General features: G+C 32.7%; 19 protein-coding genes and 1 riboswitch. Of the genes, 2 read left to right on the forward strand and 17 right to left on the reverse strand.

What is annotated here, in order from left to right:
- Positions 1–68: 68 nt before the first annotated feature.
- Positions 69–2,168: an LTA synthase family protein gene (locus K5V07_RS07870; RefSeq protein WP_221917034.1), complete on the forward strand. Its 2,100-nt coding sequence runs from the start codon at positions 69–71 to the stop codon at positions 2,166–2,168.
- Positions 2,169–2,225: 57 nt separating this feature from the next.
- Here the strand turns inward: K5V07_RS07870 and K5V07_RS07875 are convergent, their stop codons facing one another.
- From K5V07_RS07875 to K5V07_RS07900, 6 genes are all read right to left on the reverse strand, one after another.
- Complete coding sequence (locus tag K5V07_RS07875; protein WP_221917035.1) at positions 2,226–3,224, reverse strand: zinc dependent phospholipase C family protein; 999 nt, start codon at positions 3,222–3,224, stop codon at positions 2,226–2,228.
- Between the two features lie 138 nt (positions 3,225–3,362).
- On the reverse strand, positions 3,363–4,250 hold the full coding sequence (locus tag K5V07_RS07880; protein WP_221918160.1) for a YeiH family protein: 888 nt from the start codon (positions 4,248–4,250) through the stop codon (positions 3,363–3,365).
- Between the two features lie 162 nt (positions 4,251–4,412).
- Positions 4,413–5,309, reverse strand: a complete 897-nt coding sequence (locus K5V07_RS07885) for a LysR family transcriptional regulator (RefSeq protein ID WP_221917036.1) — start codon at positions 5,307–5,309, stop codon at positions 4,413–4,415.
- Positions 5,310–5,321: 12 nt separating this feature from the next.
- Entirely contained in the window at positions 5,322–7,349 is a 2,028-nt protein-coding gene (locus K5V07_RS07890; RefSeq protein ID WP_221917037.1) for a hypothetical protein, read from the reverse strand.
- A 94-nt stretch (positions 7,350–7,443) separates the two neighbouring features.
- Positions 7,444–8,190 carry a 3-oxoacyl-[acyl-carrier-protein] reductase gene (gene fabG / locus K5V07_RS07895; protein WP_221917038.1) on the reverse strand — a complete coding sequence of 249 codons (747 nt, stop codon included), beginning with the start codon at positions 8,188–8,190 and terminating at the stop codon, positions 7,444–7,446.
- 184 nt (positions 8,191–8,374) lie between these two features.
- Entirely contained in the window at positions 8,375–9,697 is a 1,323-nt protein-coding gene (locus tag K5V07_RS07900; RefSeq protein ID WP_221917039.1) for a Na+/H+ antiporter NhaC family protein, read from the reverse strand.
- 54 nt (positions 9,698–9,751) lie between these two features.
- A riboswitch (SAM-I-IV-variant riboswitch) is annotated at positions 9,752–9,848 on the reverse strand.
- Positions 9,849–10,073: 225 nt separating this feature from the next.
- On the opposite strand from K5V07_RS07900, the gene K5V07_RS07905 reads away from it, so the two are divergent.
- A complete protein-coding gene (locus K5V07_RS07905; protein WP_221917040.1) occupies positions 10,074–11,255 on the forward strand; it encodes a cytochrome-c peroxidase in 1,182 nt (393 codons plus the stop codon).
- A 55-nt stretch (positions 11,256–11,310) separates the two neighbouring features.
- Here the strand turns inward: K5V07_RS07905 and K5V07_RS07910 are convergent, their stop codons facing one another.
- The 11 genes from K5V07_RS07910 to K5V07_RS07960 form a co-directional block, all read right to left on the reverse strand.
- Positions 11,311–11,733, reverse strand: coding sequence for a hypothetical protein (locus K5V07_RS07910; RefSeq protein ID WP_221917041.1), 423 nt, complete (start codon positions 11,731–11,733; stop codon positions 11,311–11,313).
- Between the two features lie 199 nt (positions 11,734–11,932).
- A complete protein-coding gene (gene sucD, locus K5V07_RS07915; protein WP_086454387.1) occupies positions 11,933–12,805 on the reverse strand; it encodes a succinate--CoA ligase subunit alpha in 873 nt (290 codons plus the stop codon).
- A 96-nt stretch (positions 12,806–12,901) separates the two neighbouring features.
- Positions 12,902–13,264: a nuclear transport factor 2 family protein gene (locus K5V07_RS07920; protein WP_144890901.1), complete on the reverse strand. Its 363-nt coding sequence runs from the start codon at positions 13,262–13,264 to the stop codon at positions 12,902–12,904.
- A gap of 1 nt (position 13,265) precedes the next feature.
- Positions 13,266–14,195, reverse strand: coding sequence for a UDP-3-O-(3-hydroxymyristoyl)glucosamine N-acyltransferase (locus tag K5V07_RS07925; protein ID WP_221917042.1), 930 nt, complete (start codon positions 14,193–14,195; stop codon positions 13,266–13,268).
- Between the two features lie 53 nt (positions 14,196–14,248).
- On the reverse strand, positions 14,249–14,815 hold the full coding sequence (gene efp / locus K5V07_RS07930) for an elongation factor P (RefSeq protein WP_144890905.1): 567 nt from the start codon (positions 14,813–14,815) through the stop codon (positions 14,249–14,251).
- A 159-nt stretch (positions 14,816–14,974) separates the two neighbouring features.
- Positions 14,975–15,760 carry an acyl-ACP--UDP-N-acetylglucosamine O-acyltransferase gene (gene lpxA / locus K5V07_RS07935; RefSeq protein WP_144890907.1) on the reverse strand — a complete coding sequence of 262 codons (786 nt, stop codon included), beginning with the start codon at positions 15,758–15,760 and terminating at the stop codon, positions 14,975–14,977.
- A gap of 68 nt (positions 15,761–15,828) precedes the next feature.
- On the reverse strand, positions 15,829–17,217 hold the full coding sequence (locus K5V07_RS07940) for a bifunctional UDP-3-O-[3-hydroxymyristoyl] N-acetylglucosamine deacetylase/3-hydroxyacyl-ACP dehydratase (RefSeq protein ID WP_182651432.1): 1,389 nt from the start codon (positions 17,215–17,217) through the stop codon (positions 15,829–15,831).
- Positions 17,210–18,253 carry a UDP-3-O-(3-hydroxymyristoyl)glucosamine N-acyltransferase gene (gene lpxD, locus K5V07_RS07945; RefSeq protein WP_221917043.1) on the reverse strand — a complete coding sequence of 348 codons (1,044 nt, stop codon included), beginning with the start codon at positions 18,251–18,253 and terminating at the stop codon, positions 17,210–17,212. The genes K5V07_RS07940 and lpxD overlap by 8 nt, the downstream gene beginning before the upstream one ends.
- 40 nt (positions 18,254–18,293) lie before the next feature.
- Positions 18,294–19,523 (reverse strand): HD domain-containing protein, encoded by a 1,230-nt coding sequence (locus K5V07_RS07950; RefSeq protein ID WP_221917044.1) that lies wholly within the window; start codon positions 19,521–19,523, stop codon positions 18,294–18,296.
- Positions 19,524–19,721: 198 nt separating this feature from the next.
- Positions 19,722–21,644, reverse strand: coding sequence for an amino acid permease (locus K5V07_RS07955; RefSeq protein ID WP_221917045.1), 1,923 nt, complete (start codon positions 21,642–21,644; stop codon positions 19,722–19,724).
- A 240-nt stretch (positions 21,645–21,884) separates the two neighbouring features.
- Positions 21,885–24,800: an FAD-binding and (Fe-S)-binding domain-containing protein gene (locus K5V07_RS07960; RefSeq protein WP_221917046.1), complete on the reverse strand. Its 2,916-nt coding sequence runs from the start codon at positions 24,798–24,800 to the stop codon at positions 21,885–21,887.
- Positions 24,801–24,812 lie beyond the last annotated feature (12 nt).

Below are 24,812 nucleotides of genomic sequence, written 5' to 3' on the forward strand. Positions count from 1 at the left end.
CTAACATTAAGCAAATCTTAAAATAATACTACATTAATAAAAGTTACTTTTACGATAAAAAATAAAATATGAAGCTTTTTAAGATAACGTCGCCTTTCAACTATTTAGTATTGTTTTTTGTCAGTATTAGCTTTATAGTCCGGTTGATTTTATTTTTTCATCCAATTACTCAAACATCCTTTACTGTTATTGAAACTTTTTCAATATTCATTTTAGGATTTCTATCGGATGCATTAATTTTTGTGCTCTTAAGTTTATTTTTATGGCTTTACCTTTTATTTATATCAAATGCGAAATACTATTCCCCATACGGATATGTAATTTTAGGGTTCTTTGTGGTACTACTTTGCTACGTAGCTTTTGGTAATACTATTTTGAACGAATATGGTAGCGCGTTACCAAAAATTGCAATTGGTTTTCTTTCTATAAAAACGCTCCTTTTTGGCCTTTTACTTTTCCTACCGAAATATCGCAATGCTATTCGGTTTTGGTTGTTCTCTTTTGTTATTTTACTATATGTTCTGTTGATTTTGCAAAATGGTATCAGTGAATATTTCTTTTGGAATGAATTTGGTGTTCGCTACAATTTTATTGCAGTCAATTATTTAATTTATACTAATGAAGTAATAGGAAACATCATGGAGTCTTATCCCGTTATTCCATTGTTTTCAACTTTGATTGCATTAGCAGGTATCATTACGTATTTCATTGTCCAAAAAACAAAAAGTTATATAGAAAACATTCCCACTTTTACACAAAAAATTAAAATATCAGGAATCTATCTCTTCCTTTTTGGTGTTGCATTGCTTGCTTTGCCTTATTTATCGACGAAAGAAAATTCGAGAAATGTATTTGCGAATGAGCTACAAGCCAACGGCATTTATAAATTTTATTTTGCTTTTGTACACAGCGAATTGGATTACTTCAAATTTTATAAAACGATACCAACTCAAGAAGCATTTTCTCAGCTAAAACAACAAATTCCAAATATTACAGACAATAGCTCTTTACGAGACATTCAAAATGTAGCTGCTGAACAAAATAAAAATGTTGTTTTAATCACGATTGAAAGTTACAGTGCTGAATTTATGAAAATGTATGGTAACGAAAATGGTATTACTCCCTTTTTAGATAGTTTGGCGACAAAAAGTTTGGTTTTCACCAATCTTTATGCGGCTGGAAATAGAACCGTAAGAGGCCTTGAAGCCGTAACCCTATGCTTTCCTCCTACTGCAGGCGAAAGTGTTGTGAAGCGCGAAGACAATAAAAATAAATTTTCAACAGGGAGCATTTTCAAGCAAAAGGGATATGCAGTTAAATTCATGTATGGAGGTGATGCTTTTTTTGATAATATGGAGGATTTTTTCACAGGCAATGGCTATGACATTGTAGATAAAAAAACATTTGAACCTAGCGAAATCACTTTTGCTAATATTTGGGGTGTTTGTGACGATGATATGTATCACAAGGCTATTAAAATTATGAATCAAGAAGCAAAAACAAGGCAACCATTTTTCAACCACATCATGACTGTTAGCAATCACAGGCCATTTACGTATCCGAATGGTAAAATCGACATTCCTGGCGATGCTAAATCTCGTGATGGCGGCGTGAAGTATACGGATTATGCTATGCGCAAATTTTTTGCAATGGCACAAAAACAGCCATGGTTTAGCAACACCGTTTTTGTGATTGTAGCTGATCATTGTGCATCAAGTGCAGGAAAAACAGAATTACCGGTTGATAAATACCGTATTCCAGCTATGATTTACAGTCCTGGTTTTATTGCACCAGCTCAATACACTAACCTAATGTCACAAATAGACGTTATGCCTACGGTATTTGGACTTCTAAATTTTGATTACCAAAGTAAATTTTATGGACAAGACGTACTAAAAGCAGACTATAAACCAAGAGCTTTGATTGCTACGTATCAAGATTTAGGATTAATTAAAGATAACGTTCTAACCATTATTTCACCAAAACAGAGGGTTAAACAATTTGAGTTGCATTTAAAAACAGACCAAAAAGTGGATCCAATTTTTCAAATTTATTACGATCAAGTTCCCTTAAAAAACGAGAGAACCGATCTTGTTAAAGAAACCATTTCCTATTACCAATCGGCATCTGATATCCTAAAGAATAAAAAATATCAAAAAATAAATTAACAAAAAAAAGCGGGTGAGACTTATGTTTCACCCGCTTCATTTTTAAATTAATACAGCTTATTCTTTATCGCTTGTTAAACCAAAAAGATTTCCTTTCAAGTACGTTTTCATGTCTTTTTTTAGCAATTTGCTATTTCTTTTAGTCAATTCTGGAGTATCTAGACCACTCAAATCAGGTTTTCCTGCATTTACCCAAGCCGTATACCAAAAACTAGCTGTAACAGTTATAGCTTTTCGCATTTGCTTTTCAACCATTCCGTTCATATCAGCATGCAATTGTTTTGCATATTCATCAGAATACATGGTACCTCCGTATTTATTTTTTACAATTTCACCAGCTGCATCAGTAACAAAAATTTTGTTTTCGGGTGTTGCTGTTCTTAATTTTTTATCAATCGCTAATAACGGCTCTACTAAGCTGTGTGTATCAAAAATCAAATCCCAAGTTGCTTTCTCCACATTTTCTAAATACACACCTTGTGGAACGTTGAACTTATAATCCTTAGCAAACAACTCTGGTAAGCGGCTTTCCCACAAAGAATGAATTCCTTTTTGATTTGTATTTTGACCGTCATGATTGTCAGATGTATGTAATGGCATGTGACCATCTGCTATGTAATGCCCTAAATCACCCGCAATAAAAAGGATTTCGTTTTTTCTCTTTTCTTTGAAAGCCTTTGTTAATTTCACCATTAAATCCTGAATATGCCAAGGTAAGATTCCATTTTTGGTTAAAAACTTTTCGTCATATTTTGCTTTAGCTTCTTCCATTGTTTTAGGAAAAGAAGCTGCATCACCAAAGTTTTCCATATCAAAATAATGACGTGGTGGTTCCATTTTATCATTCAAAACATTGCGTCTTAAATCTGGAACTGTTGATTCCTGAGTAATAAAATCAATATGATTGTAAAAGAAAGTCTGCAGTGGTTTAGGCAATGCCATTACAGCTGCTCGGTTGATACGCTCATGACCAATTACGCCCCATGAAATTAAAAAAAACGCAACTCCAACTGACGATAATGCAATAAATGTAGATTTAAATTTAAAATTTTTCATTAAATGTTATTTTTTTAGAAAAGCAAATGTATTTCATTAATTTGTGATAATAAAGAAAAACATTTTGAGATTATGTTAAATCATTTCTAAAAAAATTTGACTAAAATATAATGATTAGCTAGATGCTTATTTTTAAATTCAAAACAAGACAATCCATATAAAAGTAAAACTCGCAATACAAACCCAAAGTGTTATTCCTTGAACAAGTGGTCTAAATCCAACTGATTTTAAAACCTTTCTATTTAAACCTGCTCCAATCAAAAATAAGGTAATCGTGAGTCCTATTTTAGAAATGGAAACCAATTGCGGTGCAAAAATCTGCACTTGTGGCAAATATGTATTGGCAACTAGCGCCAAAATAAAGAATCCGATAAAATATGGAATTTTCACTTTACCCGATTTGTTTTTAAAAATAAAAGCCGTGAATAAAGCAACTGGAATAATCCACAATGCCCGTGCTAATTTTACGGTTGTCGCAATTTGTAAAGCCTCAGGACCATATTTACTAGCTGCTCCAATAACGGAGCTAGTATCATGTATAGCGATGGCACACCACATTCCAAAATCACTTTGAGATACTTTAAAATAATGACCGATAGCTGGAAATAGAAATAAAGCAACCGAATTTAGTATGAATATCACTCCTAACGCTACCGAGGTTTGTTTTTCGTCAGATTTAATAACGGGTGAAATTGCTGCTATAGCACTTCCACCACAAATTGCTGTTCCACAAGAAATTAAATGAGATGTTTTACTTTCAACTTTAAACCATTTACCCAACAAAGTTCCTAAAATCAATGTACTGACAATTGAAATAATGGTAAATAAAAAGCCTTCCTTTCCTGCAGCCATTGCGCTTTGAACATTCATACCAAAACCTAGACCAACAACTGAAAATTGCAACAAGTAATTAGTAGCTTTTTGATTCCATGCTAAAAAAGGATGCCCAAATACATTAGCCACAATCAATCCTAATCCTAAAGCAATTGGAGGCGAAACAAAAACGGTGGTACAAATTAAAAGCATCCCAACAAAAAACAGTTGTTGTATAAGTTTACTTTCGCTAAAAAATAAATAGGATTGTTTATGAATATCTTTATGAGAAGTTTCCAATGTAAAGTTGTTGTATTAGTACTTTACAAAGGTGCGTACATTAATCTAAAAGCACCAATTGTAAATTATAATCTACTATAACTTTAAATTATAATGATTCGAAATATTTTGAATAAACAATTCAGACAAAGAATCTGTTTTTCCTTGTAATGTAATGATATAAAAATAACGTTCGATTACTAAGTCTTTAATATCTAGAATAGCCAATTCATTGTTTTGAAGCTCTTTTTGCACGGCATGAATTGACATAAAAGCAACACAGTTCGAGTTCAATAAATACGATTTAATACTTTCAGTACTTCCCAATTGCATTTCTACTTGCAAATCAGAGCCTTTAATTTCAAAAGGTTTTAAAGCATGCTCAATTACTTCAAGTGTTCCTGAACCTTGTTCACGTATTAAAAATTGCATTTTTTTAAGGTCAGTTAGCTCAATCTCATCTTGTTGCACCAGCGGATTGGAGCTATTACAAACTAAAACCAATTCATCTTTTAAAAATGGTATGTATTTTATTAATTTATTTTTAGACTGCCCTTCTACAATGCCCATTTCAATTTCTTGCTGTACCAATGCGTACTCAATTTGTTCCGTATTGCCGTTTAACAAACTTACTTTGACGTCCTGTAGTTTTAAATGAAATTTAGCTAATAATGGCGGAATAATATATTGTGAAATTGTTGTACTCGCGCCCAATCGTAATAAACCTGAGCGCTGATTGATAAGCGTGCTCATGTCAAAATCAATCTCACGATACATTTCAAAAATATTTTTTGCATGTTTTAACAATACAGTCCCAGCGTGTGTCAATGCTATTTTAGAACCGTTTCTATCAAACAATTTGATTCCGTATTGTTCTTCTAATTCTTGTATATGCTTTGAAATGGCAGGTTGAGTGATAAACAATTCAGCTGCGGCTTTGGTAAAACTCAATCGATTGGCAACGGTATAAAAAACTTTTAGTCTAAAATCCATAATAAATCTGAATTATAGTAAACCATTGTATTTACGTACAAACCATTCTGTAGCAAGTGAAATAGCAATAATTATGAGTAACCAAATCCAGTCAATTAATGGTGTTTTAACACTATTGCTTTTTTGAATGGCTTTGTATTCTTGACTATCTAATAGAGTCTTTATTAATTGTTCTTCTTGATTTGCAAAAAATACTTTTCCGCTAGTATGAGTTGCTAATTGGCTTAGTTTTTCAACATCTGAATTTACAAATTGCTTTTCAATATCAAAATCTAAAATTTCAAAACTACCTGTATAAGATGTTTTAGAATTCAATTCTTGAACTACAAAATCATAAGATCCCGCCTTTAAACCATCAAGATTGACTTTGTAAGTATTGTTCCCTTTAACTAAATCGTAATTTTTAGTTTGCTTATTGCCTTTATTTTTTAAAGAAATAGATAGTCGAGCTTTTTCATCAAATTCATAATTTTTATTAAAAAACTGTGCCGTTATTTCAATAGGTTCTCCTGAGTTGTAAAAACGTTCATGCTCAACCACCAATGATTTTTTGGAATTGTTTGAAGCTAGAAACTGAATAATTTTATCAAGGAATACATCGTATTTTTCAAAAGATTTGTTAGTCACATGAGACTGTAAACGCCATTTCCAGCTATTCTCTCCCATTAAAAAAGCATTTCTACCGGATTGACTTTCTGCAAAAACCAGTAAAGGCATCTGCGTATCAATTGCTCTAATTCTTGACGATAACAATACGGTAACGCCAGCATTTGTAGTTATAGTGCCAAATGGATTTTGAATAGGAGGCAGATTTTCAAAGCCAATATTTTCAGCAGCAAACAAATTAAATTGATTGTTAAAAACAGGTAAATAATCCTCTTTTTGTCCACTCATTTTAAAATTAAGTGACGTTTGCTGATTGTTCAAAAAATTAAAATCAGTACTATTACCAGTAATAATAAAGCTGTTGATTTTCAATTTTGTATTGGCATCAAAAACTGATTTAAAATCTGAATTAGGTTGATACAAAATCAAAACCGAATATGGTGTTAAATCTTTAATATCGTTAGGTTTAACAATAGTAACTTTACGCTGTACATTAGATTCTATTGCTCGTTTTAAAGCTCCTAAATCCGGATGATTTATTGCTGATACTATTGCAATATTTGTTTTTTGATCTATAACATCAACTGCAAAATTCTTTACATTATTAAAGGTGTTTTTTTCTTTTACCTTTGAAGTAATTGTCGCTTTATAAAGTTGTAATCCTATTTTATCTGCAGGTAAAAACAACGTTAGGGATTGTGTTCGTTTTGAAGGAGAAAAACGCATGCTTTGCTTATTCAAAATAGTTTTCCCTTGAGACAATGAAAAATCAGCATCCATCGTTTTTGAACCTGAATACTGTAAAAACACCTCTACTGGAAATTTATTTTTATGAAAAGCATACTTATTCACATTCAACTGATTGATTTTAAAATCAAGATAAGTAACAGTATCACCTACTACAAGAGGAAATACTCTATTTGATGGTTCAAAACTATAAACATAGTCGTTACCTGATGTTTGATTTCCATCAGTAAGCAAAACCGTTGGAAAAACTGTATTTTTAAATATACTTTTTAGATTGTTTGCTACAAGATCAATATTGGTTTGACTGCCTTTAAAATCAATACTTGACAAAGGACTAAAATCCTCAGAAAATTGAAAAACTTGAACGTCAAATTTATCATTCAAAGCCGTATTGCTCTGAATATTTTGGAGTATTGCTTTAGTTTTCTTCTCATTTTTAAGAAAAGCTATAGAACTTGAATTATCAACCACAACAGCAAGAGGCGACTTTGTGATGACTAAATTATCCCGAGTAATTATCGGATTTAGCAATAATAAAAACAGACAAAAAATAGAGGTAAAACGAAAAAAAGCTAAAAACAAACTCAATTTTGACTTGTTTTTAGCTTTGTATAAATATTGAAAATATGACAATACGCCCGCTATTAATAATGATAAAACTAATAGTAGCAAGGTAGATGTTGTCATGTAGTGTTTATTAAAATATTTTAAATTTGAAAACTTAAATGTAATCTAGAATTCATTAGAAGTGTAGAATGAATTAAATACTCATTTCACAAACCTAGGTAAGCATTCCTCCACACACATTCAATACTTGCCCTGTAACATAAGCACTCATATCCGAAGCAAAGAAAAGACAAGCGTTAGCCACATCCTCTGTAGAGCCACCTCTTTTTAACGGAATTCCATCTCTCCAACCTTTTACAACATCTTCGTTTAACTTTGCAGTCATTTCGGTTTCAATAAATCCAGGCGCAATTACATTACAACGAATATTGCGAGATCCTAATTCCAGTGCTACAGACTTTGAAAAACCAATAACTCCAGCCTTAGATGCTGCATAGTTCGTTTGTCCTGCATTACCTTTTACCCCTACCACTGAACTCATATTAATAATTGATCCCGAACGTTGCTTTAAAAAAGTACGCTGAATCGCTTTTGTCATGTTAAAAACCGATTTCAAATTCACATCCATCACGTTGTCAAAATCTTCTTCGGACATACGCATCAATAAATTATCTTTTGTAATTCCAGCGTTATTAATCAACACGTCAACCGTTCCAAAATCAGCCAAAACAGCATCCACAAATGTTTGTGCTTCGTTAAAATCTGCAGCGTTTGATTGGTATCCTTTAGCTTTAATACCTAAAGCGTTTAACTCATTTTCTAAAGCCATCGCAGATTCTACTGATGAACTATATGTAAAAGCAACATTGGCTCCATGTTTAGCAAAAACCTCTGCAATCCCTTTTCCAATTCCGCGACTTGCGCCTGTGATAATGGCAACTTTTCCTTCTAGTAATTTCATATTCAAAAATTAGTTTATTTTTTATTTGAAGCTATTCCTGCTATTCACTGCAATCTTTTAGGTCCGCTGTCGCGTACCCAAAAGGATTTCCGTTGCTATCAGGGCTAAAAACGACTTGCCAAATATATACTATTTCCTTTTTTAAAAAAAATTTAGCTTTAATTATGAACAATAATTTTTACAATTAAACCTTCAAAAAACGATATGCTAGTTTATCCCAAAAAGCAGCATAAATGGCAATCAATGTAAATACTAGCAAAAACAAATGATACCACGCATTACTTAAAATATCTATAAAATTTAATTTACCATTTGCATAGTTTAATATCAACAATATCTGAGCACCATAAGGCAATATCCCTTGTATTACACATGAAAAAATATCTAAAATAGTAGCCGATTTTTTAGCGCTCAACCCGTATTCATCATTAATTTCCTTTGCTATGGGCCCGGTAATAACAATAGAAACTGTATTATTTGCAATAGCTAAATTTGCAAATCCTACTAATACTCCAATTCCAGTTTGTGCTGATTTTTTACTTTTAATTCTTTTTTTGATTTGATTTAAAACCCATGTTATACCACCAGCCCTGTCCACCATAGCTGCTAATCCTCCTGTAAGCATTGAAAGCAGAAAGATATCGGTCATACTCGTAAATCCTTCATAAATTTTCTGAGTAAACTCCATTACTGTAAAAGAATCATTATAAAAACCAATAAAACCCGCAATTATGGTACCTAATAGTAAGGTGTAAAAAACGTTGACACCTACAACTGCTAAAATTATCACTAAAACATAAGGCAAGATTGCCCATAATGAATAATCACTTTTTGCTATATCCACAGAAACAACATCTGAATTAAATCCCAAATAAAAGAAAATTAAAATAGTTACAATTGCCGCCGGAAGCGCGATAAACAAATTAATCTTAAACTTATCTTTTAAATCACAACCTAGAGATTGAGTGGCAGCGATGGTAGTGTCTGATATCATTGATAAATTATCTCCTAACATAGAGCCACCAAGTAAAGCGCCTGCTATCAATGGCATAGAAGCACCACTTTTATCAGCAAGTGACATCGCAATAGGTCCTATTGCAACTATAGCTCCAACAGAAGTACCTGTAGCAGTTGATAAAAACGAGGCTATTAAGAAAATTCCCAATGGAAAATACGCTGCATCAATGGTATTAATACCTAGGTTCACAACTGCATCAACTCCACCCATGGCTTTACTCACCACAGCAAAAGCGCCTGCAAATAAATAAATCAAACACATGGTTATAATTTTACTATCACCACAACCAGCAATTAAAGTATCAACTTTATCTTCTGTACTGTTTTTAAATAAAATAAAAGCAGCAACAATACCTACTAAAACAGCAACAGGAGAAGGAAAAGCATAAAAATCATTAAGCAAAATACCTGCTCCTAAAAAAATAAAAATAAAAATAAATAGCGGAATCAATGCAAAAGGATTTCCAAATTCCTTAGTAAACTTTGTCATAAAAATAATTTTAAATTAAGTGTTATGACGAAAAACAAAGCTGGTATTGGGAATGTAAACAACATTTTTTCCAAAAGATTTGGCTTATCGTTTTAGCACCTTGCTTGTTGTTGCAGGTTGCTATCCTATTGAAGGATTCGTGATAACGGGTGCAAAAGTAATTAATATTTTATGATAAACTAAACAAACACTTTAAAATTTAAAATATTATGCAATATTTAACAAACCGAACTTTATTTAAAATTAAAAATCTCATAAAATAAAGTGTTATCAAATTAAAAATTATCATAAATTAAACTATTTTTGACAAACATAGTCTAAACATTATCACAATTTAATATACAATCTATATAATATTAACATTAATAGAATCATTATGAAAAAATTCCTATCATTAATAAGCTTTATTTTAGTTCTAAGTTGTAGTAAAAATGATGACGCAAATGAATATGTAGCTATTGATCCGTATCCTAATATTACAACAACATTTACCGGCAAAATAAATGTTAACAAACTGGATAATTATTCGAACCAAACGATTCCTAGCTATATCACTAAAGATAATACTGCGGGGAATGCCATTACAGATAAAGGTGCCACTTTAGGACGGGTCTTATTCTACGATAAGAATTTATCGTCAAAAAATACCATCTCCTGCTCCTCTTGTCACATTCAAGCAAATGCTTTTGGAGATGTTGCAGCAGCTAGTACAGGAGTAAACGGAACAACTAGTAGACACTCCATGAGATTAATAAATACTAGATTTTCAAATGAAAATAAATTCTTTTGGGATGAAAGAGCTTCAACTTTAGAGAACCAAGTAACCCAACCTATTCAAGACCATATTGAAATGGGTTTTAGTGGCACATTAGGCGATGGCAACTTTACTGCATTAATTACTAAACTACAAAACATAGGGTATTATAAAGAATTGTTCAAGTTTGTATATGGATCCGAAGATATTACTGAAAACAAAATTCAGTTAGCTTTATCACAATTTGTAAGAAGCATTCAATCATTCGATGCAAAATATGATGCTGGTCGAGCTCTTGTTGCAAATGACAACCAACAGTTTCCTAATTTTACAGCTCAAGAAAACCAAGGTAAAAATTTATTTTTAACACCGCCTGTTTTTGACGCTACTGGAAATAGAACTGCTGGAGGAGTAGGTTGTGCGGGTTGCCATCAAGCTCCTGAATTTAGTATTGACCCAAACAGTAGAAATAATGGAATAATCGGGATACTAAATGGAAATGGAATTGACATCACAAATACTAAATCACCATCACTTAGAGACTTGGTAAAAGCAGATGGAAGTACCAATGGCGCTTTCATGCATACCGCAAATTTGAATACGCTTCAAAATGTAATTGGCCATTACGGCACAATAAACCTAGCACCTGGAAATACAAATCTTGACGCTAGGTTAAGGCCAAATGGTTTTGGTCAAAAATTAAATTTAAATGCCTCAGAAGTAGACGCTTTAATCGCCTTTCTAAAAACCTTAACTGGAACAAATGTCTATGTAGATACAAAATGGTCAACACCTTTTAAATAACATAAAAGTCCCCAAATGTAGATTTGGGGACTTTTAATTTTTAATCAAAATGAACTTAAAAAGCTACATTCCATCTTGGTAATCTTCCATTTTCATCAAAGAAATTTTGTAAAATCACACCTTCAACTGCAGTTGGAATTCCTTTTGAGTCTGTATTAAATGTTTCATACCAAACTACTTCAAGTGTGGTGATATCTTCAATTTTCATTTGTGCAGGCCAAGAATATTTTCTTCCCGTTTTTGCAAATTGATGACCTTCAACAATTTTTTCGTTAAGACCACCGTTTTTAATTTTCAAGGTTCCATTATTTTGAACAGTTCCTGTAGAACCTACCATAATCAACTCTTTTGAATCACCTATAGCATATACTAAAAATACACCCGATCCATCCGAAGCATTGCAAACTTCAGCAAGACTATCTTCGATTGTGAAAGAAAATTGATTGGTAACTTTGAATTTTTCTAATTCTTTGTACATATATATTATTTATTAGGAACTAGCCATGAACATTACCTTACGAGTTGTAAAATAAACCATAACAAGTTCATTTGTATTTTATTGATTTTGATATAAAATCAGATTTTCAATAAAGCGCAAAGGTATTTTTTTAATTCTATTTATCATAAAAAAGCCTCACAAATTGTGAGGCTTTACTATTATTTAGAAAAAGCTTAGATTATCCTAAAACTTCTTTTACTTTTTTACCAATTTCAGCTGGTGAATCCACAACGTGAATACCACATTCTCTCATGATTTGTTTTTTAGCCTCAGCTGTATCGTCAGATCCACCAACAATTGCACCTGCATGACCCATTGTACGCCCTGCTGGAGCAGTAACTCCCGCAATGAAACCTACAACTGGCTTACGGTTTCCATCCGCTTTGATCCATTTTGCAGCATCAGCTTCAAGTTGACCACCAATTTCACCTATCATTACGATACATTCAGTCTCTGGATCATTCATTAACAATTCAACAGCTTCTTTTGTAGTTGTTCCAATGATTGGATCACCACCAATACCGATAGCAGTTGTTATTCCTAATCCTTGTTTTACAACTTGATCAGCAGCTTCATAGGTTAATGTTCCTGATTTAGATACAATACCTACAGTTCCTTTTTTGAAAACAAAGCCTGGCATAATCCCTACTTTAGCTTCACCTGGAGTAATAATTCCAGGACAGTTAGGTCCTATCAATCTTGCATTTCTTTCTTTTACATAACTGTTTGCTTTTATCATATCAGCAACAGGAATTCCTTCAGTAATTGCAATGATTACTTTAATTCCAGCATCAGCAGCTTCCATAATAGCATCAGCAGCAAAAGCTGGTGGTACAAAAATGATAGTTGTGTCAGCTCCCGCTTGGTCAACAGCATCTTTTACAGTATTAAATACAGGTCTGTCTAAGTGACTTGTTCCTCCTTTACCAGGAGTTACACCACCTACAACATTAGTACCATACTCAATCATTTGAGAAGCATGGAAAGTCCCTTCACTTCCTGTAAAACCTTGAACTATTATTTTGGAATCTTTGTTAACTAAAACACTCATGATATATTATTTATGTAGTTTTTAAAATCGTTATGCAAAAGTATAAAATACTAATCAGTAATTGGTATTCAAAAATTTTTTTTTTGACACTAAATATTATGATAATTGGCTCATTTGAAAACCGCGATAGAGTTTATCGTCTTTAATTTGCCAAATCACAATAAAATGTGCCAAAAGCATCTCTTCTCTAGGGTTTTCAATTGTTTTTACAAAATGCGAATAACGCACGGATACTAAATCATTTTCAGCAACAACATGATTTATTCGAACTTTTGATCGTACATAGGCTTTACTTAATTCATCCGAAAGTAACAGTAAAGAAGCAAAATTATGCTCTACAAATCCTTTGCTACTATTCCACTCTAAAACAATTTCTGGATGCAAAAAATCTTTTAAAACTGTACTATCAATAAAAGCATCTGATTTGTAAAAATTCTGAACAATTTCTTTAGCAGACATATTATTTAATTTTATTTAAAATTTCGGGAATTTTTTTAATGTTGGCCAACTGTTTTAATTTCTCTCTTGATTCTTCAATTGGAGTCCCAAAATATGACTTTCCACCTTCAATAGATTTTGTCACTCCAGTTTGACCCATTATTACTGCCTTTGTACCAATTGTGATTCCGCTTGTAGTACCTACTTGTCCCCACATGGTTACTTCATCCTCAATAATTACACAACCTGCAATACCAGTTTGAGATGCAATTAAACATTTTTTACCAATAACGGTATCATGCCCTACATGCACTTGGTTGTCAATTTTTGTTCCTTCACCAATAGTTGTATCTCCAGTCACTCCTTTATCAATGGTGCAAAGAGCACCTATCCCAACATTGTCTTCAATAACAACCCTACCGCCAGAAACCAATTGATCATAACCCTCTGGACGTTTTTTATAATAAAAAGCATCAGCCCCTAAAACAGTACCAGCGTGTATTATGACATTATTACCTATTACAGTATGGTCATAAATAGCAACATTAGAATGTATTAAACAATTATTTCCAATGACAACATGATTTCCAATAAAAGTATTGGGTTGAATAACTGTTCCTTCACCAATTACAGCAGTACTAGAAATAGCAACATTAGAAAATTGAAAGGGTTTAAAATGCCTTGTTAAAATATTAAAATCTCGAAACGGATCATCAGATAATAACAATGCTTTACCTTCAGGACAAGCAACCTCTTTATTGATTAATATTATGGTTGCCGCAGATTGTAATGCTTTATCATAATATTTAGGATGGTCAACAAAAACGATATCTCCTGGTACTACAACATGAATTTCATTCATACCGTAAACAGGAAAATCAGCATCACCAATGTATTTACAATTGATGATGCTTGCTATTTCTTGTATAGCATGTCTTTTTTGGAACTTCATTTACTATTTTTTATTAAAATCAAAATATTTTGAAAAATAGAACAAGTAAGAACTTATTCTTTCACGCGCTCCATGTAAGAACCACTTGCTGTATCAATTTTAATTTTGTCACCTTCATTGATAAATAAAGGTACATTTACACTAGCACCTGTTTCTACCGTAGCAGATTTAGTAGCATTGGTTGCAGTATTTCCTTTTATTCCTGGCTCAGCATACGTAACTACAAGAATAACAGAAGCTGGCATATCTACAGATAATGGCAAATCAGTTTCAGTGTTAATACTTACCATCACGTTTTCACCTTCTTTTAATAAATCAGGAGAATCTAAAATATTTTTATTCAATGTAATTTGTTCAAAAGTCTCCGTGTTCATAAAGTGAAACTCGTCACCTTCAGGATATAAAAATTGAAATTTATGATTTTCTACACGAACTTCGTCAATTTTATGACCTGCCGAAAAAGTATTGTCTAATACTTTACCATTTGTTAAACTTCTTAATTTTGTTCTCACAAATGCTGGTCCTTTTCCTGGTTTAACATGTAAGAATTCAATAATTTTATAAATATCGTTGTTGTACTTGATACACAATCCGTTTTTAATATCTGAAGTAGATGCCATTTTATTATTTATTTATTTTTTCCATTTCAAGTAATCTACTATTAAGTACAAAAGTCAAAATGAAAACTTGTTAATTATTTGTATTTAATTCTCTTAAAAATCTATGCACAATCATTGCTATTCTCATTATTCTTCTATCAGAAGCGTATTACAACAGCATTAATAATTTCCTGAATATCCTTTCATAACTCCTCGAGAAGAGTTCCTAATAAAATCAATTATTTCATCTCTTTCTGGAGTTGCTTCCATTTCGGCTTCAATAATTCCTAAAGCTTGGGTAACATTATAATTTTTTTGATATAAAATTCTATAAATATCTTGAATTTCTCTAATTTTATCAGAAGAAAAACCTCGTCTTCTTAAACCAACAGAATTAATACCCACATAGGAAAGCGGTTCTTTGGCAGCTTTAGTGTAAGGTGGTACATCTTTTCTTAATAAAGAACCTCCAGAAATCATAGCATGATCTCCTACACTAATAAACTGATGTATCGCTGACAATCCGCCTATAATGGCATAATTCCCAATGGTAACATGTCCACCTAGTAAAACACCATTAACAATTATAGCATTATTCCCTACGTGACAATCATGTGCGATGTGTGCAGTTGCCATGATAAGACAATTGTCACCAATCACTGTTTGTCCAGATGCAATTGTTCCTCTATTTATAGTTACGCCTTCTCTTATAGTACAATTATCTCCTATGATTACTAATGAATCTTCTCCTCCAAATTTTAAGTCTTGTGGAACTGCAGATATTACTGCACCAGGAAATATATTACAATTTTTTCCAATTCTTGCACCTTCCATTATGGTAACATTTGAACCTATCCAAGTTCCATCCCCAATAACAACGTTATTATGAATGGTTGTAAAAGGTTCTATTACAACATTTTTGGCAATTTTAGCACCGGGATGAACATAGGCTAGTGGTTGATTCATCAGCTTTTTTATTAATTTTAAATTATTGCAATTGAAAGTTTCATGTTTTAAAACATGTCAATCCAATTTTACTGTTTTTTTGCAATCTGCGCCATAAGTTCAGCCTCGGCTACAAGCTTACCATTTGCGTAAGCATTTGCTTGCATATGACAAATCCCTCTTCGAATAGGCGTTATTAAATCACACTTAAATATCAAAGTATCACCTGGTAATACTTTGTGCTTGAACTTGACATTATCAATTTTCATAAAATAAGTCAAATAATTTTCAGGATCTGGCACCGTACTTAATACAAGTATTCCTCCGGTTTGTGCCATTGCTTCAACAATTAAAACACCTGGCATTACTGGAGCCTCTGGAAAATGTCCTACAAAGAAATTTTCATTCATTGTAACATTTTTCATACCTACAACATGACTTTCAGACATTTCTATAATTCTATCAATCAATAAAAATGGAGGTCTATGAGGTAATACCGCCATAATTTTATGGATATCCATCAAAGGTTCTTGATTCAAATCATAAACAGGAACATAATTTCTTTGTTCAATTTTAATGATTTTGGCCATTTTTTTTGCAAATTGTGTATTCACATAATGTCCTGGCTTATTTGCAATTACTTTCCCTTGAATTCGAGTACCTATTAAAGCTAAATCACCTACTACATCTAATAATTTGTGTCTTGCAGCCTCATTAGGATAATGTAAAGTTAGGTTGTCTAGAATTCCATTTGGTTTAACCGAAATTTCATCTTTACCAAATGCAACCTTTAAATTTTCCATAGTAGATGCTGAAATTTCCTTATCAACATATACAATTGCATTGTTTAAATCGCCTCCTTTAATCAAACCATTTTCTAATAATGACTCTAATTCATGAAGGAAACTAAATGTTCTCGAATCAGCAATTTCATTTTTAAAATCGGCAATACTTTTTAGATTTGCATTTTGAGTACCCAAGATTTTAGTTCCAAAATCAACCATTGTTGTTACGCAGTATTGATCACTTGGCATTACTAAAATTTCACTTCCTGATGCTTCGTCAAGATAAGAAATTACTTCTTTTACAACATATACTTTACGCTTAGCGTTTTGCTCTTCAAAACCTGCATTTTCAAGTGCTTCTACAAAATATTTTGAAGAACCATCCATAATTGGTAGTTCTGAGGCATTTAGTTCTATGATGATATTATCAAGATCACAACCTATTAGTGCTGCTAAAACATGCTCAGGAGTTTGGATCTTTACACCTAGTTTTTCTAAGTTTGTCCCTCTTTGCGTGTTTACTACATAATTTGCATCAGCTTCAATAACTGGTTGTCCTTCTAAATCAACTCTTACAAAAGTAAAACCATTATTCACGGGAGCTGGTTTGAAAGTCATTTTAACTTCTTTTCCGGTATGTAAGCCCACTCCTGTAAGTGAAATTTCTGTTTTGATGGTTTTCTGTTTAACCATTGTTTCCATTTTTTTGGTTTAAAATTTTCTTTTTTAATTCTTGTATTTCGGCAACAATTTTAGGTAAATTTTTAAAATGCACGTAGGACTTACTAAAATCATTATACCCAAATGAAGGACTTCCTTGTAAAACTTCATTGTCTTTTACGTTACGTCCCACGCCTGATTGTGCTTGAATACGAACATTGTTACCTATTGTTAAATGGCCAGATATCCCAACCTGACCTCCTATCATGCAGCTTCGGCCAATTTTTGTAGAACCAGCTACACCAGTTTGAGCTGCAATAACGGTGTTCTCTCCTATCTCAACATTATGAGCAATCTGAATTTGATTATCAAGCTTTACACCTTTCCTAATGATGGTAGATCCCAAGGTAGCTCTATCAACAGTAGTGCAAGAACCTATATCAACATTATCTTCAATAATTACATTGCCTATTTGAGGTATTTTTGTGTACGTTCCGTCTGGATTTGGAGCAAAACCAAAACCATCAGATCCAATGATTGCACCAGAGTGAATGGTACAATTTTTCCCAATAATCGTTTCAGAATACACTTTTGCACCAGCAAAAAGAGTTGTATTATCACCTAAAATCACATTGTCACCAATAAAACAATTTGGATAAATTTTTACATTATCACCCAAAACTACGTTTTCGCCCACATAACTAAAGCTTCCCAAGTATAAATTAGCACCAATTTTTACATTTTTCGAGATAAATGAAGGTTGCTCAACTCCTGCTTTATTTTGTTTAACTTGGTCATAAAACTCTAACAATTTTGTAAACGATGCGTAAGCATCATCAACTTTTATCATGGTTGTATAAACCGTATTATCAGGCACAAAACTTTGATTTACAATAGTTATAGATGCTTTAGTTGAATATATATGATTGTTATATTTTGGATTTGAAAGAAAAGTTAGAGACCCCTCTGTCCCCTCTTCAATTTTTGATAATGTAGAAACTTCAGCCATAGGATTGCCTACAACCTCTCCCTCCAAAATCTCCGCTATTTGTGCTGCTGTAAATTTCATTGCGACAAAAATATAAAAAAATAGATTTTAAATGCTGTTTTTATAACAGTTGTTTTGGGAAACATAAATAATACTTGGTAACCAACTTTGATAATGATTTCAAATTTAACTGATCAGATGACTCAATTACATCCTCAATTGTACTATCTTTTTTAAGAATTCGTATCGGATCCGCTTCTTTACTGTAGGCTTGATTCTTGATTTTTCCTTTAAAAATAAAATAATTTGTATCTGATAATGAAATAGATTTGAGAGCCGCAAATCGCTCTTGCAAGGGTTGTAAATCCTCTTGGGTTACCTTTTCAGTTGTTAACTTTATTTTCAACAAATCACGGTTTATTATCATTTTACTCAAGTTAGACAATATAAAATCATCATTTTTTTGCCAACTTTTTAAAGCTCCTATAATGTCAAAATCATCTAATTGCGCAAATAAATCTAACGTACTGTCATCAAATGTATCTATGGTAACTTTATTTTGCATAAAATATAAAAGTGGGTCACTACAAGGAAGCACAACCCCTTTTAAAGTCAATTCTTTAGCACGTTTTAAGATTTTCATCAAAATTAACTCAGCCACAAGACTTGTTTTATGCAAATAGGCTTGCCAATACATTAATCTTCTAGACATTAAGAATTTTTCCACAGAATAAATACCTTTTTCCTCAATGACAAGATAATCATCTACCACATTCATCATTTGGATTAAACGCTCCGAGTTTACATTTCCTTCTGCAACGCCCGAATAAAAACTATCTCTTTTTAAATAATCCATTCGATCCATGTCTAGCTGACTAGAGATCAATTGCAACATGAATTTTCGGTTGTATTCTCCTTTAAAAACCTGGATTGCTAAACTGAGTTGCCCATTAAATTCAATGTTTAATTTATTCATAAAAAGCAATGAAATAGCTTCATGGTGCACATCCTCTACAATACTTTTTTCCATAGCATGAGAAAAAGGACCGTGCCCAATATCATGTAATAAAATGGCAATATAAAGTGCATTTTCCTCTTCTAGCGATATCTGTACTCCTTTAAAGCGTAGCACATCAACTGCTTTTTGCATCAAATGCATGCACCCTAACGCATGATGAAAACGAGTATGATTGGCACCAGGATATACTAAATAGGATAATCCCATTTGAGAAATTCTTCGCAAACGCTGAAAATACGGATGCTGAATCAAGTCGTAAATTAAAGCATTCGGAATGGTAATGAAACCGTAAATGGGATCATTAAATATTTTGAGTTTATTGATTTGAGTCACTATGGGTGTACATTTTAGATAGCAAATATAGGAAAATGGATTTTGGATTATCAAAAATAAAAATATCCATTCAATCTCAATTATTTTTAAAATAAAGATTTAAAACACTTGAAAAAGTTTTCAGGTCTAGCAAAAAAAGCTTTTAAAAACAACAAACCTTTATTTGCATAAAGGTTTGTCAAGGTATTTAAAAAAGTTTTAAATGTTGAGTTTACTATTTTTTCGGCTAAAACTAAAATAAACTACAAGTCCGATTAGTAACCAAACTCCAAAATAAATCCAGTTCCATACACTTAATTCAGCCATCATGTACAGGCAGCAAATTAAACCTAGTAATGGTATTAATGATAAATTTGCTTTGTAAGACCAAACTGTAAGTCCAAGTAGTGTAATAATAAAAATCCACATTGGAATTTTATGTTTAAACAAGCTAAAACCACTTTCGTACTTAATAGAGTCGTCAACAGGAAGTCCAGAGATGATTTTTGAATACTGCACATCATCACCTTGATATTGACTCAATAATTGTTCTAGATCTGTTGTTTCAACCGTACTGTTCTTTGAATCAACAGTTACTAAATATTGATACACTTTTTGAGTTTCTTCTTTATTTAGAGCAGTAATTATTGAAGATGGACTATTGAGTTGAGTTTCATTGGTAATAAAATCCATTGTTGCTTTATTGTTATATCCAAATGCAGCCACAATTCCTATAAGTAATAAAACAGGCATTATAAATTTTGAATTCACATATGGTGTTTTAAACTTACCACGAGGAATATCTTTTTTATTTTGCAAAACCAAGACACCCGCACACACTAGCACAAAAGCAAACAAAGTCCCAATACTACATAAATCTGTTACCAATGTTAAGTTTAAAAACAAAGCCGGAATAGCTACAACAAAACCAGTAACGATGGTAGCGTACGAAGGAGTTTGATATTTAGGATGCACTTTAGAAAAACGTTTTGGCAACAAACCATCACGACTCATACTCATCCAAATACGAGGTTGTCCCATTTGAAAAACCAATAAAACACTTGCCATTGCTACTACTGCACTTACCGCAATAATACCCGACATCCATTTTAAATCTAGTTTTTCAAATACAAAAGCAAGCGGATCACCTACATTAAGTAAATCATAACTCACCATACCAGTAAGCACAAGTGCAATAGCAATGTACAACAGCGTACATATAATAATAGCCCACATCATACCACGAGGTAAATCACGTTGTGGATCTTTGCATTCTTCTGCAGTAGTTGAAATAGCATCAAAACCAATATAAGCAAAAAATACGGCTGAAACTCCTTTTAAAACACCCGAAACTCCATTAGGAGCAAATGGATGCCAATTTGCAGTATCCACATAAAAAACACCCACGGCTATGACTAAAAGAACAATGCATAATTTTACAACAACCATGATATTACTCGCATTTCGCGACTCTTTCATACCGCGGTAAATTAATGCAGTAATCAAAACAATGATCAATAAAGCGGGTAAATCAGCTACGAAATGAAAAGAACCAATTACTGGAGATGTATTCCAAGCCGTGTAAGCATCTTGTAATGCAGGACTTAAATCTGTGTAGTTTTTTCCAGCTTGCATGAGCGCTGTGGCTTCGTCAAATCCGCGTGACGCCGATAAGAAATCCATTTGGATCCATTGGGGCAAATGAATACCTCCGCTAGACAGCAAACTGGTAAAATAATCACTCCAAGATATGGCTACTGTAATATTCCCGACGGAATACTCCATAATCAAAGCCCAACCTATAATCCATGCTATAATTTCACCAAAAGCAACATAAGAATACGTATATGCACTTCCAGAAACAGGAACCATTGAGGCAAATTCAGCATAGGCAAAAGCAGCAAAACTGCAGGCAATAGCCGTAAATAGAAACAAGAAAATTACTGCTGGTCCACCATCAGCACTTGCTTTACCAATGGTACTAAAAATACCAGCTCCTACAATTGCAGCAATTCCAAAAGCAGTTAAATCTCTAGCTGTTAAATGTTTTCCTAATGCATTGTGACCATCTGCATTGTTTTTTTCAACTTGATTTAAAATATCTTGAACTGTTTTTTTTCTAAACAAACCCTTTAATGCCATGTTGACTATTTTAATTGATACTATTCGTGCAAAACTTCTATATAAAATATTCCTAAAAGTTAGTTGCGGTTTCAAAAGTATAAAACTAATTGAATTAATACGGTTTTATACACTTATTTTTTAAATATTTTTTGATTTAAATGACTTGAATTATGAAAATAAAAGTCAAATAAATTATTTAATATTCTATAAAAAATTAAATTCACTTAATTTTAACTTATTTGATGTTATTTTAATAATTTAGATTAAGAAACTTTTCAAAATTGTGATAGGATGTTCTGCTTTTTTTCCTGTTCCGTCAAAAATTTGATGTCTACAGCTTGTACCTGCTGCAACTAGAACTATTTCAGGATCAGCGGTTCTAATTTTTGGGAATAAAGTATCCTCTCCCATTTGCATGCTAACTTCGTAATGTTCTTTCTCATAACCAAAAGAACCTGCCATACCACAACAACCCGAATTGAAGATGGTAACCGTGCTATTCTCAGGAAGATTTAGCATGGCAAAAGTAGCTTGTGTAGTACTCAATGCTTTTTGGTGACAATGTCCATGTATTTTTATGGTTTGTTTTTTATTTGAAAAATGAGCTTTTGTAATTTTACCTTTTGTAATCTCATTTTTAAAGTATTCCTCAATAGTGTATACATTTTCAGCTAATTCTTTAGCTTTTGATTTATCATCTGCTAGGCGAAGGTATTCATCCCTAAAAGTCAAAATTGCTGATGGTTCGATACCAATTAAAGGTGCGTCTTCAGAAATATGTTCTGAAAAAACAGAAATATTATAATTTGCAATTGCTTTGGCTTGTTCTAAAAAACCCTTTGATATAAATGCACGTCCACTTTCTTCATGATCCAAAAGAATTACTTGATACCCTAATTTTGTCAATACTTTATAAGTGTCTATACCAACTGAAACATCATAATAGTTTGTAAACTCATCACAAAACAAGAATACTTTTCCGTTTTCAAAAACACGATTTATTTCGTTCTCACTATTTTTATCATACCATTTTCTAAAAGTTTGTTTAGCTAATAGTGGCACTTCTCTTTTGGGTGCAATTCCCATGCTTTTTTTCACAAATGGTAAATTAACCATGTAATTAGTAAGTCTGGGAAAAAGACTTCCCAAGCCATTAAGTTTAGCATTGTAAGCAAAAACTTTATTTCTCCAAGAATAGCCATTCGTTTCTTGATATTGGTACAAAAACTCCGATTTCAATGCAGCAACATCTACATTACTTGGACATTCACTCGCGCATGCTTTACAACTTACACATAAATCAAAAACTTTATACAATTCTTTATGGTCAAATTTATTGTCTTGTTGTGAATGTGTTAAAAATTCACGCAATGCATTAGCCCTTGCGCGGGTAGTATCTTTCTCATTTCTAGTTGCTCTATAACTCGGACACATGGTTCCACCTGCCGATGGTAATTTTCTACAATCTCCTGAACCATTGCATTTTTCGGCTGCTCTAAGCACGCCCATACTATCCGAAAAATCTTGAATCGTTTTGATTTCTGGTTCTATTCTTCCGGCTTCAAACCGTAAGTTTTCGTCCATTTTGAAAGCATTCACAATTTTACCCTCATTCATAATACAATGAGGATCAAAAGCAAATTTTATCCTCTTAAGCAATTCGTAATTTTTTTGCCCAATCATAAAAGGCAAAAACTCACCTCTCACAATACCATCTCCATGTTCTCCGCTAAGTGAACCTCTATATTTTTTGACCAATATAGCAACCTCTGTAGCAATATTTCTGAATTGGTTAACCCCTTCCTTGGTCTTTAAATTCAGTACTGGCCTAAGATGCAATTCACCAGCACCAGCATGAGCATAGTAAATAGCACTTTGGCCGTGACATTCCATCATGGTTGAGAAATCAGCAATGTATTGCGGTAAATCACTTAATTCAACCGCTGTGTCTTCAATAGAATCAGCAGCTTTGTCATCACCAACAATACTTCCCAAAAGTCCTAAACCAGCCTTTCGCAACTCATTAATCTTATCAATATCAGTCCCATAAATTTTAGGTAAGGCATAGCCAAAATTGTTTTTTTCTAAATCCGCTATTAATAGATCTGCTTGATTTTCTGCATCCTCCATACTTACATAAGAGGCTACTTCAAGCATGATCACTGCTTTGGGTTCACCCTGAATAAAAAACCTATTTTTAGCCTGCTCCCTATTGTGTTTTGTGCAATCAAGTATGGTGTCATCCATCATTTCACAAGTGTATAAATGATGCTTCATAGCAGTAACTACGGCCTCAAGACTTTCTTGAATAGAATGAAAATGAGCTACAACCATTACATTATTTGTAGGCGGAAGTACGTCTACTTTTAATGTAATTTCAGTAATAAAAGCAAGAGTTCCTTCGCTTCCGCAAATCAGCTTGGCTACATTTATAGTTTTTTGGTTTCCACCAAAAAGCTCTGAATGTAACAGCAAATCAACTGCATAGCCTGTATTTCTACGATGTATTTCAGGTTTTGGAAATTCATCGATAATTTCTTTTTGGTTTTCAACATTTGAAAGTTCCTCATATAAAGAGCTGTAAATAGCACTTTCAAGCGTATTTCCTTTTGTTTTTTCGATAAATGCATCAGAAGTAATTTCGTTAAAAACAACTTTCGAGCCATCACTTAAAATGGCATGAATCTCCTGAACCTTGTCTCTTGTAACTCCATAGCGTATGGATGTAGTTCCAGAGGAATTGTTACCTACCATTCCTCCTATCATACATCGGTTTGAAGTAGACGTATTGGGACCAAAAAATAAACCGTATTCTTTTAAATACAAATTAAGTTCATCCCGAATCACTCCTGGCTGAACCGTTACGGTTTTATTTGTAGCATCAAATGAAATTATCTTTGTAAAATGTTTAGAAACATCTACAATGATTCCGTTTCCTACCGTTTGCCCAGCTAGTGATGTACCAGCGGTTCTTGGTGTGATTGAAATTTTATTTTGAGTAGCAAACAGTATGATTTTGATAATGTCATTTTCGGTTTTGGGTATGGCTACAAGAAGTGGTTTGATACGATACGCAGATGCATCTGTGGCATACAAGGTTTTATGTAATTCATCTTGTAAAAGAGTTCCCTCAAATGATTGGGATAATTGTTCCAATTGAAGCGATATTGACATCTATATGTGCTA

Origin of the sequence: Flavobacterium sp. CHNK8, assembly GCF_019774515.1 — a bacterium.
Lineage (GTDB): Bacteria > Bacteroidota > Bacteroidia > Flavobacteriales > Flavobacteriaceae > Flavobacterium > Flavobacterium tiangeerense.

Bases quoted from the DNA above. Each gene is read 5' to 3' on its own strand.
- K5V07_RS07870 (WP_221917034.1), top strand. From the start codon at position 69: ATGAAGCTTTTTAAGATAACGTCGCCTTTCAACTATTTAGTATTGTTT.
- K5V07_RS07875 (WP_221917035.1), bottom strand. From the start codon at position 3,224: ATGAAAAATTTTAAATTTAAATCTACATTTATTGCATTATCGTCAGTT.
- K5V07_RS07880 (WP_221918160.1), bottom strand. From the start codon at position 4,250: ATGCTTTTAATTTGTACCACCGTTTTTGTTTCGCCTCCAATTGCTTTA.
- K5V07_RS07885 (WP_221917036.1), bottom strand. From the start codon at position 5,309: ATGGATTTTAGACTAAAAGTTTTTTATACCGTTGCCAATCGATTGAGT.
- K5V07_RS07890 (WP_221917037.1), bottom strand. From the start codon at position 7,349: ATGACAACATCTACCTTGCTACTATTAGTTTTATCATTATTAATAGCG.
- fabG (WP_221917038.1), bottom strand. From the start codon at position 8,190: ATGAAATTACTAGAAGGAAAAGTTGCCATTATCACAGGCGCAAGTCGC.
- K5V07_RS07900 (WP_221917039.1), bottom strand. From the start codon at position 9,697: ATGACAAAGTTTACTAAGGAATTTGGAAATCCTTTTGCATTGATTCCG.
- K5V07_RS07905 (WP_221917040.1), top strand. From the start codon at position 10,074: ATGAAAAAATTCCTATCATTAATAAGCTTTATTTTAGTTCTAAGTTGT.
- K5V07_RS07910 (WP_221917041.1), bottom strand. From the start codon at position 11,733: ATGTACAAAGAATTAGAAAAATTCAAAGTTACCAATCAATTTTCTTTC.
- sucD (WP_086454387.1), bottom strand. From the start codon at position 12,805: ATGAGTGTTTTAGTTAACAAAGATTCCAAAATAATAGTTCAAGGTTTT.
- K5V07_RS07920 (WP_144890901.1), bottom strand. From the start codon at position 13,264: ATGTCTGCTAAAGAAATTGTTCAGAATTTTTACAAATCAGATGCTTTT.
- K5V07_RS07925 (WP_221917042.1), bottom strand. From the start codon at position 14,195: ATGAAGTTCCAAAAAAGACATGCTATACAAGAAATAGCAAGCATCATC.
- efp (WP_144890905.1), bottom strand. From the start codon at position 14,815: ATGGCATCTACTTCAGATATTAAAAACGGATTGTGTATCAAGTACAAC.
- lpxA (WP_144890907.1), bottom strand. From the start codon at position 15,760: ATGAATCAACCACTAGCCTATGTTCATCCCGGTGCTAAAATTGCCAAA.
- K5V07_RS07940 (WP_182651432.1), bottom strand. From the start codon at position 17,217: ATGGTTAAACAGAAAACCATCAAAACAGAAATTTCACTTACAGGAGTG.
- lpxD (WP_221917043.1), bottom strand. From the start codon at position 18,253: ATGAAATTTACAGCAGCACAAATAGCGGAGATTTTGGAGGGAGAGGTT.
- K5V07_RS07955 (WP_221917045.1), bottom strand. From the start codon at position 21,644: ATGGCATTAAAGGGTTTGTTTAGAAAAAAAACAGTTCAAGATATTTTA.
- K5V07_RS07960 (WP_221917046.1), bottom strand. From the start codon at position 24,800: ATGTCAATATCGCTTCAATTGGAACAATTATCCCAATCATTTGAGGGA.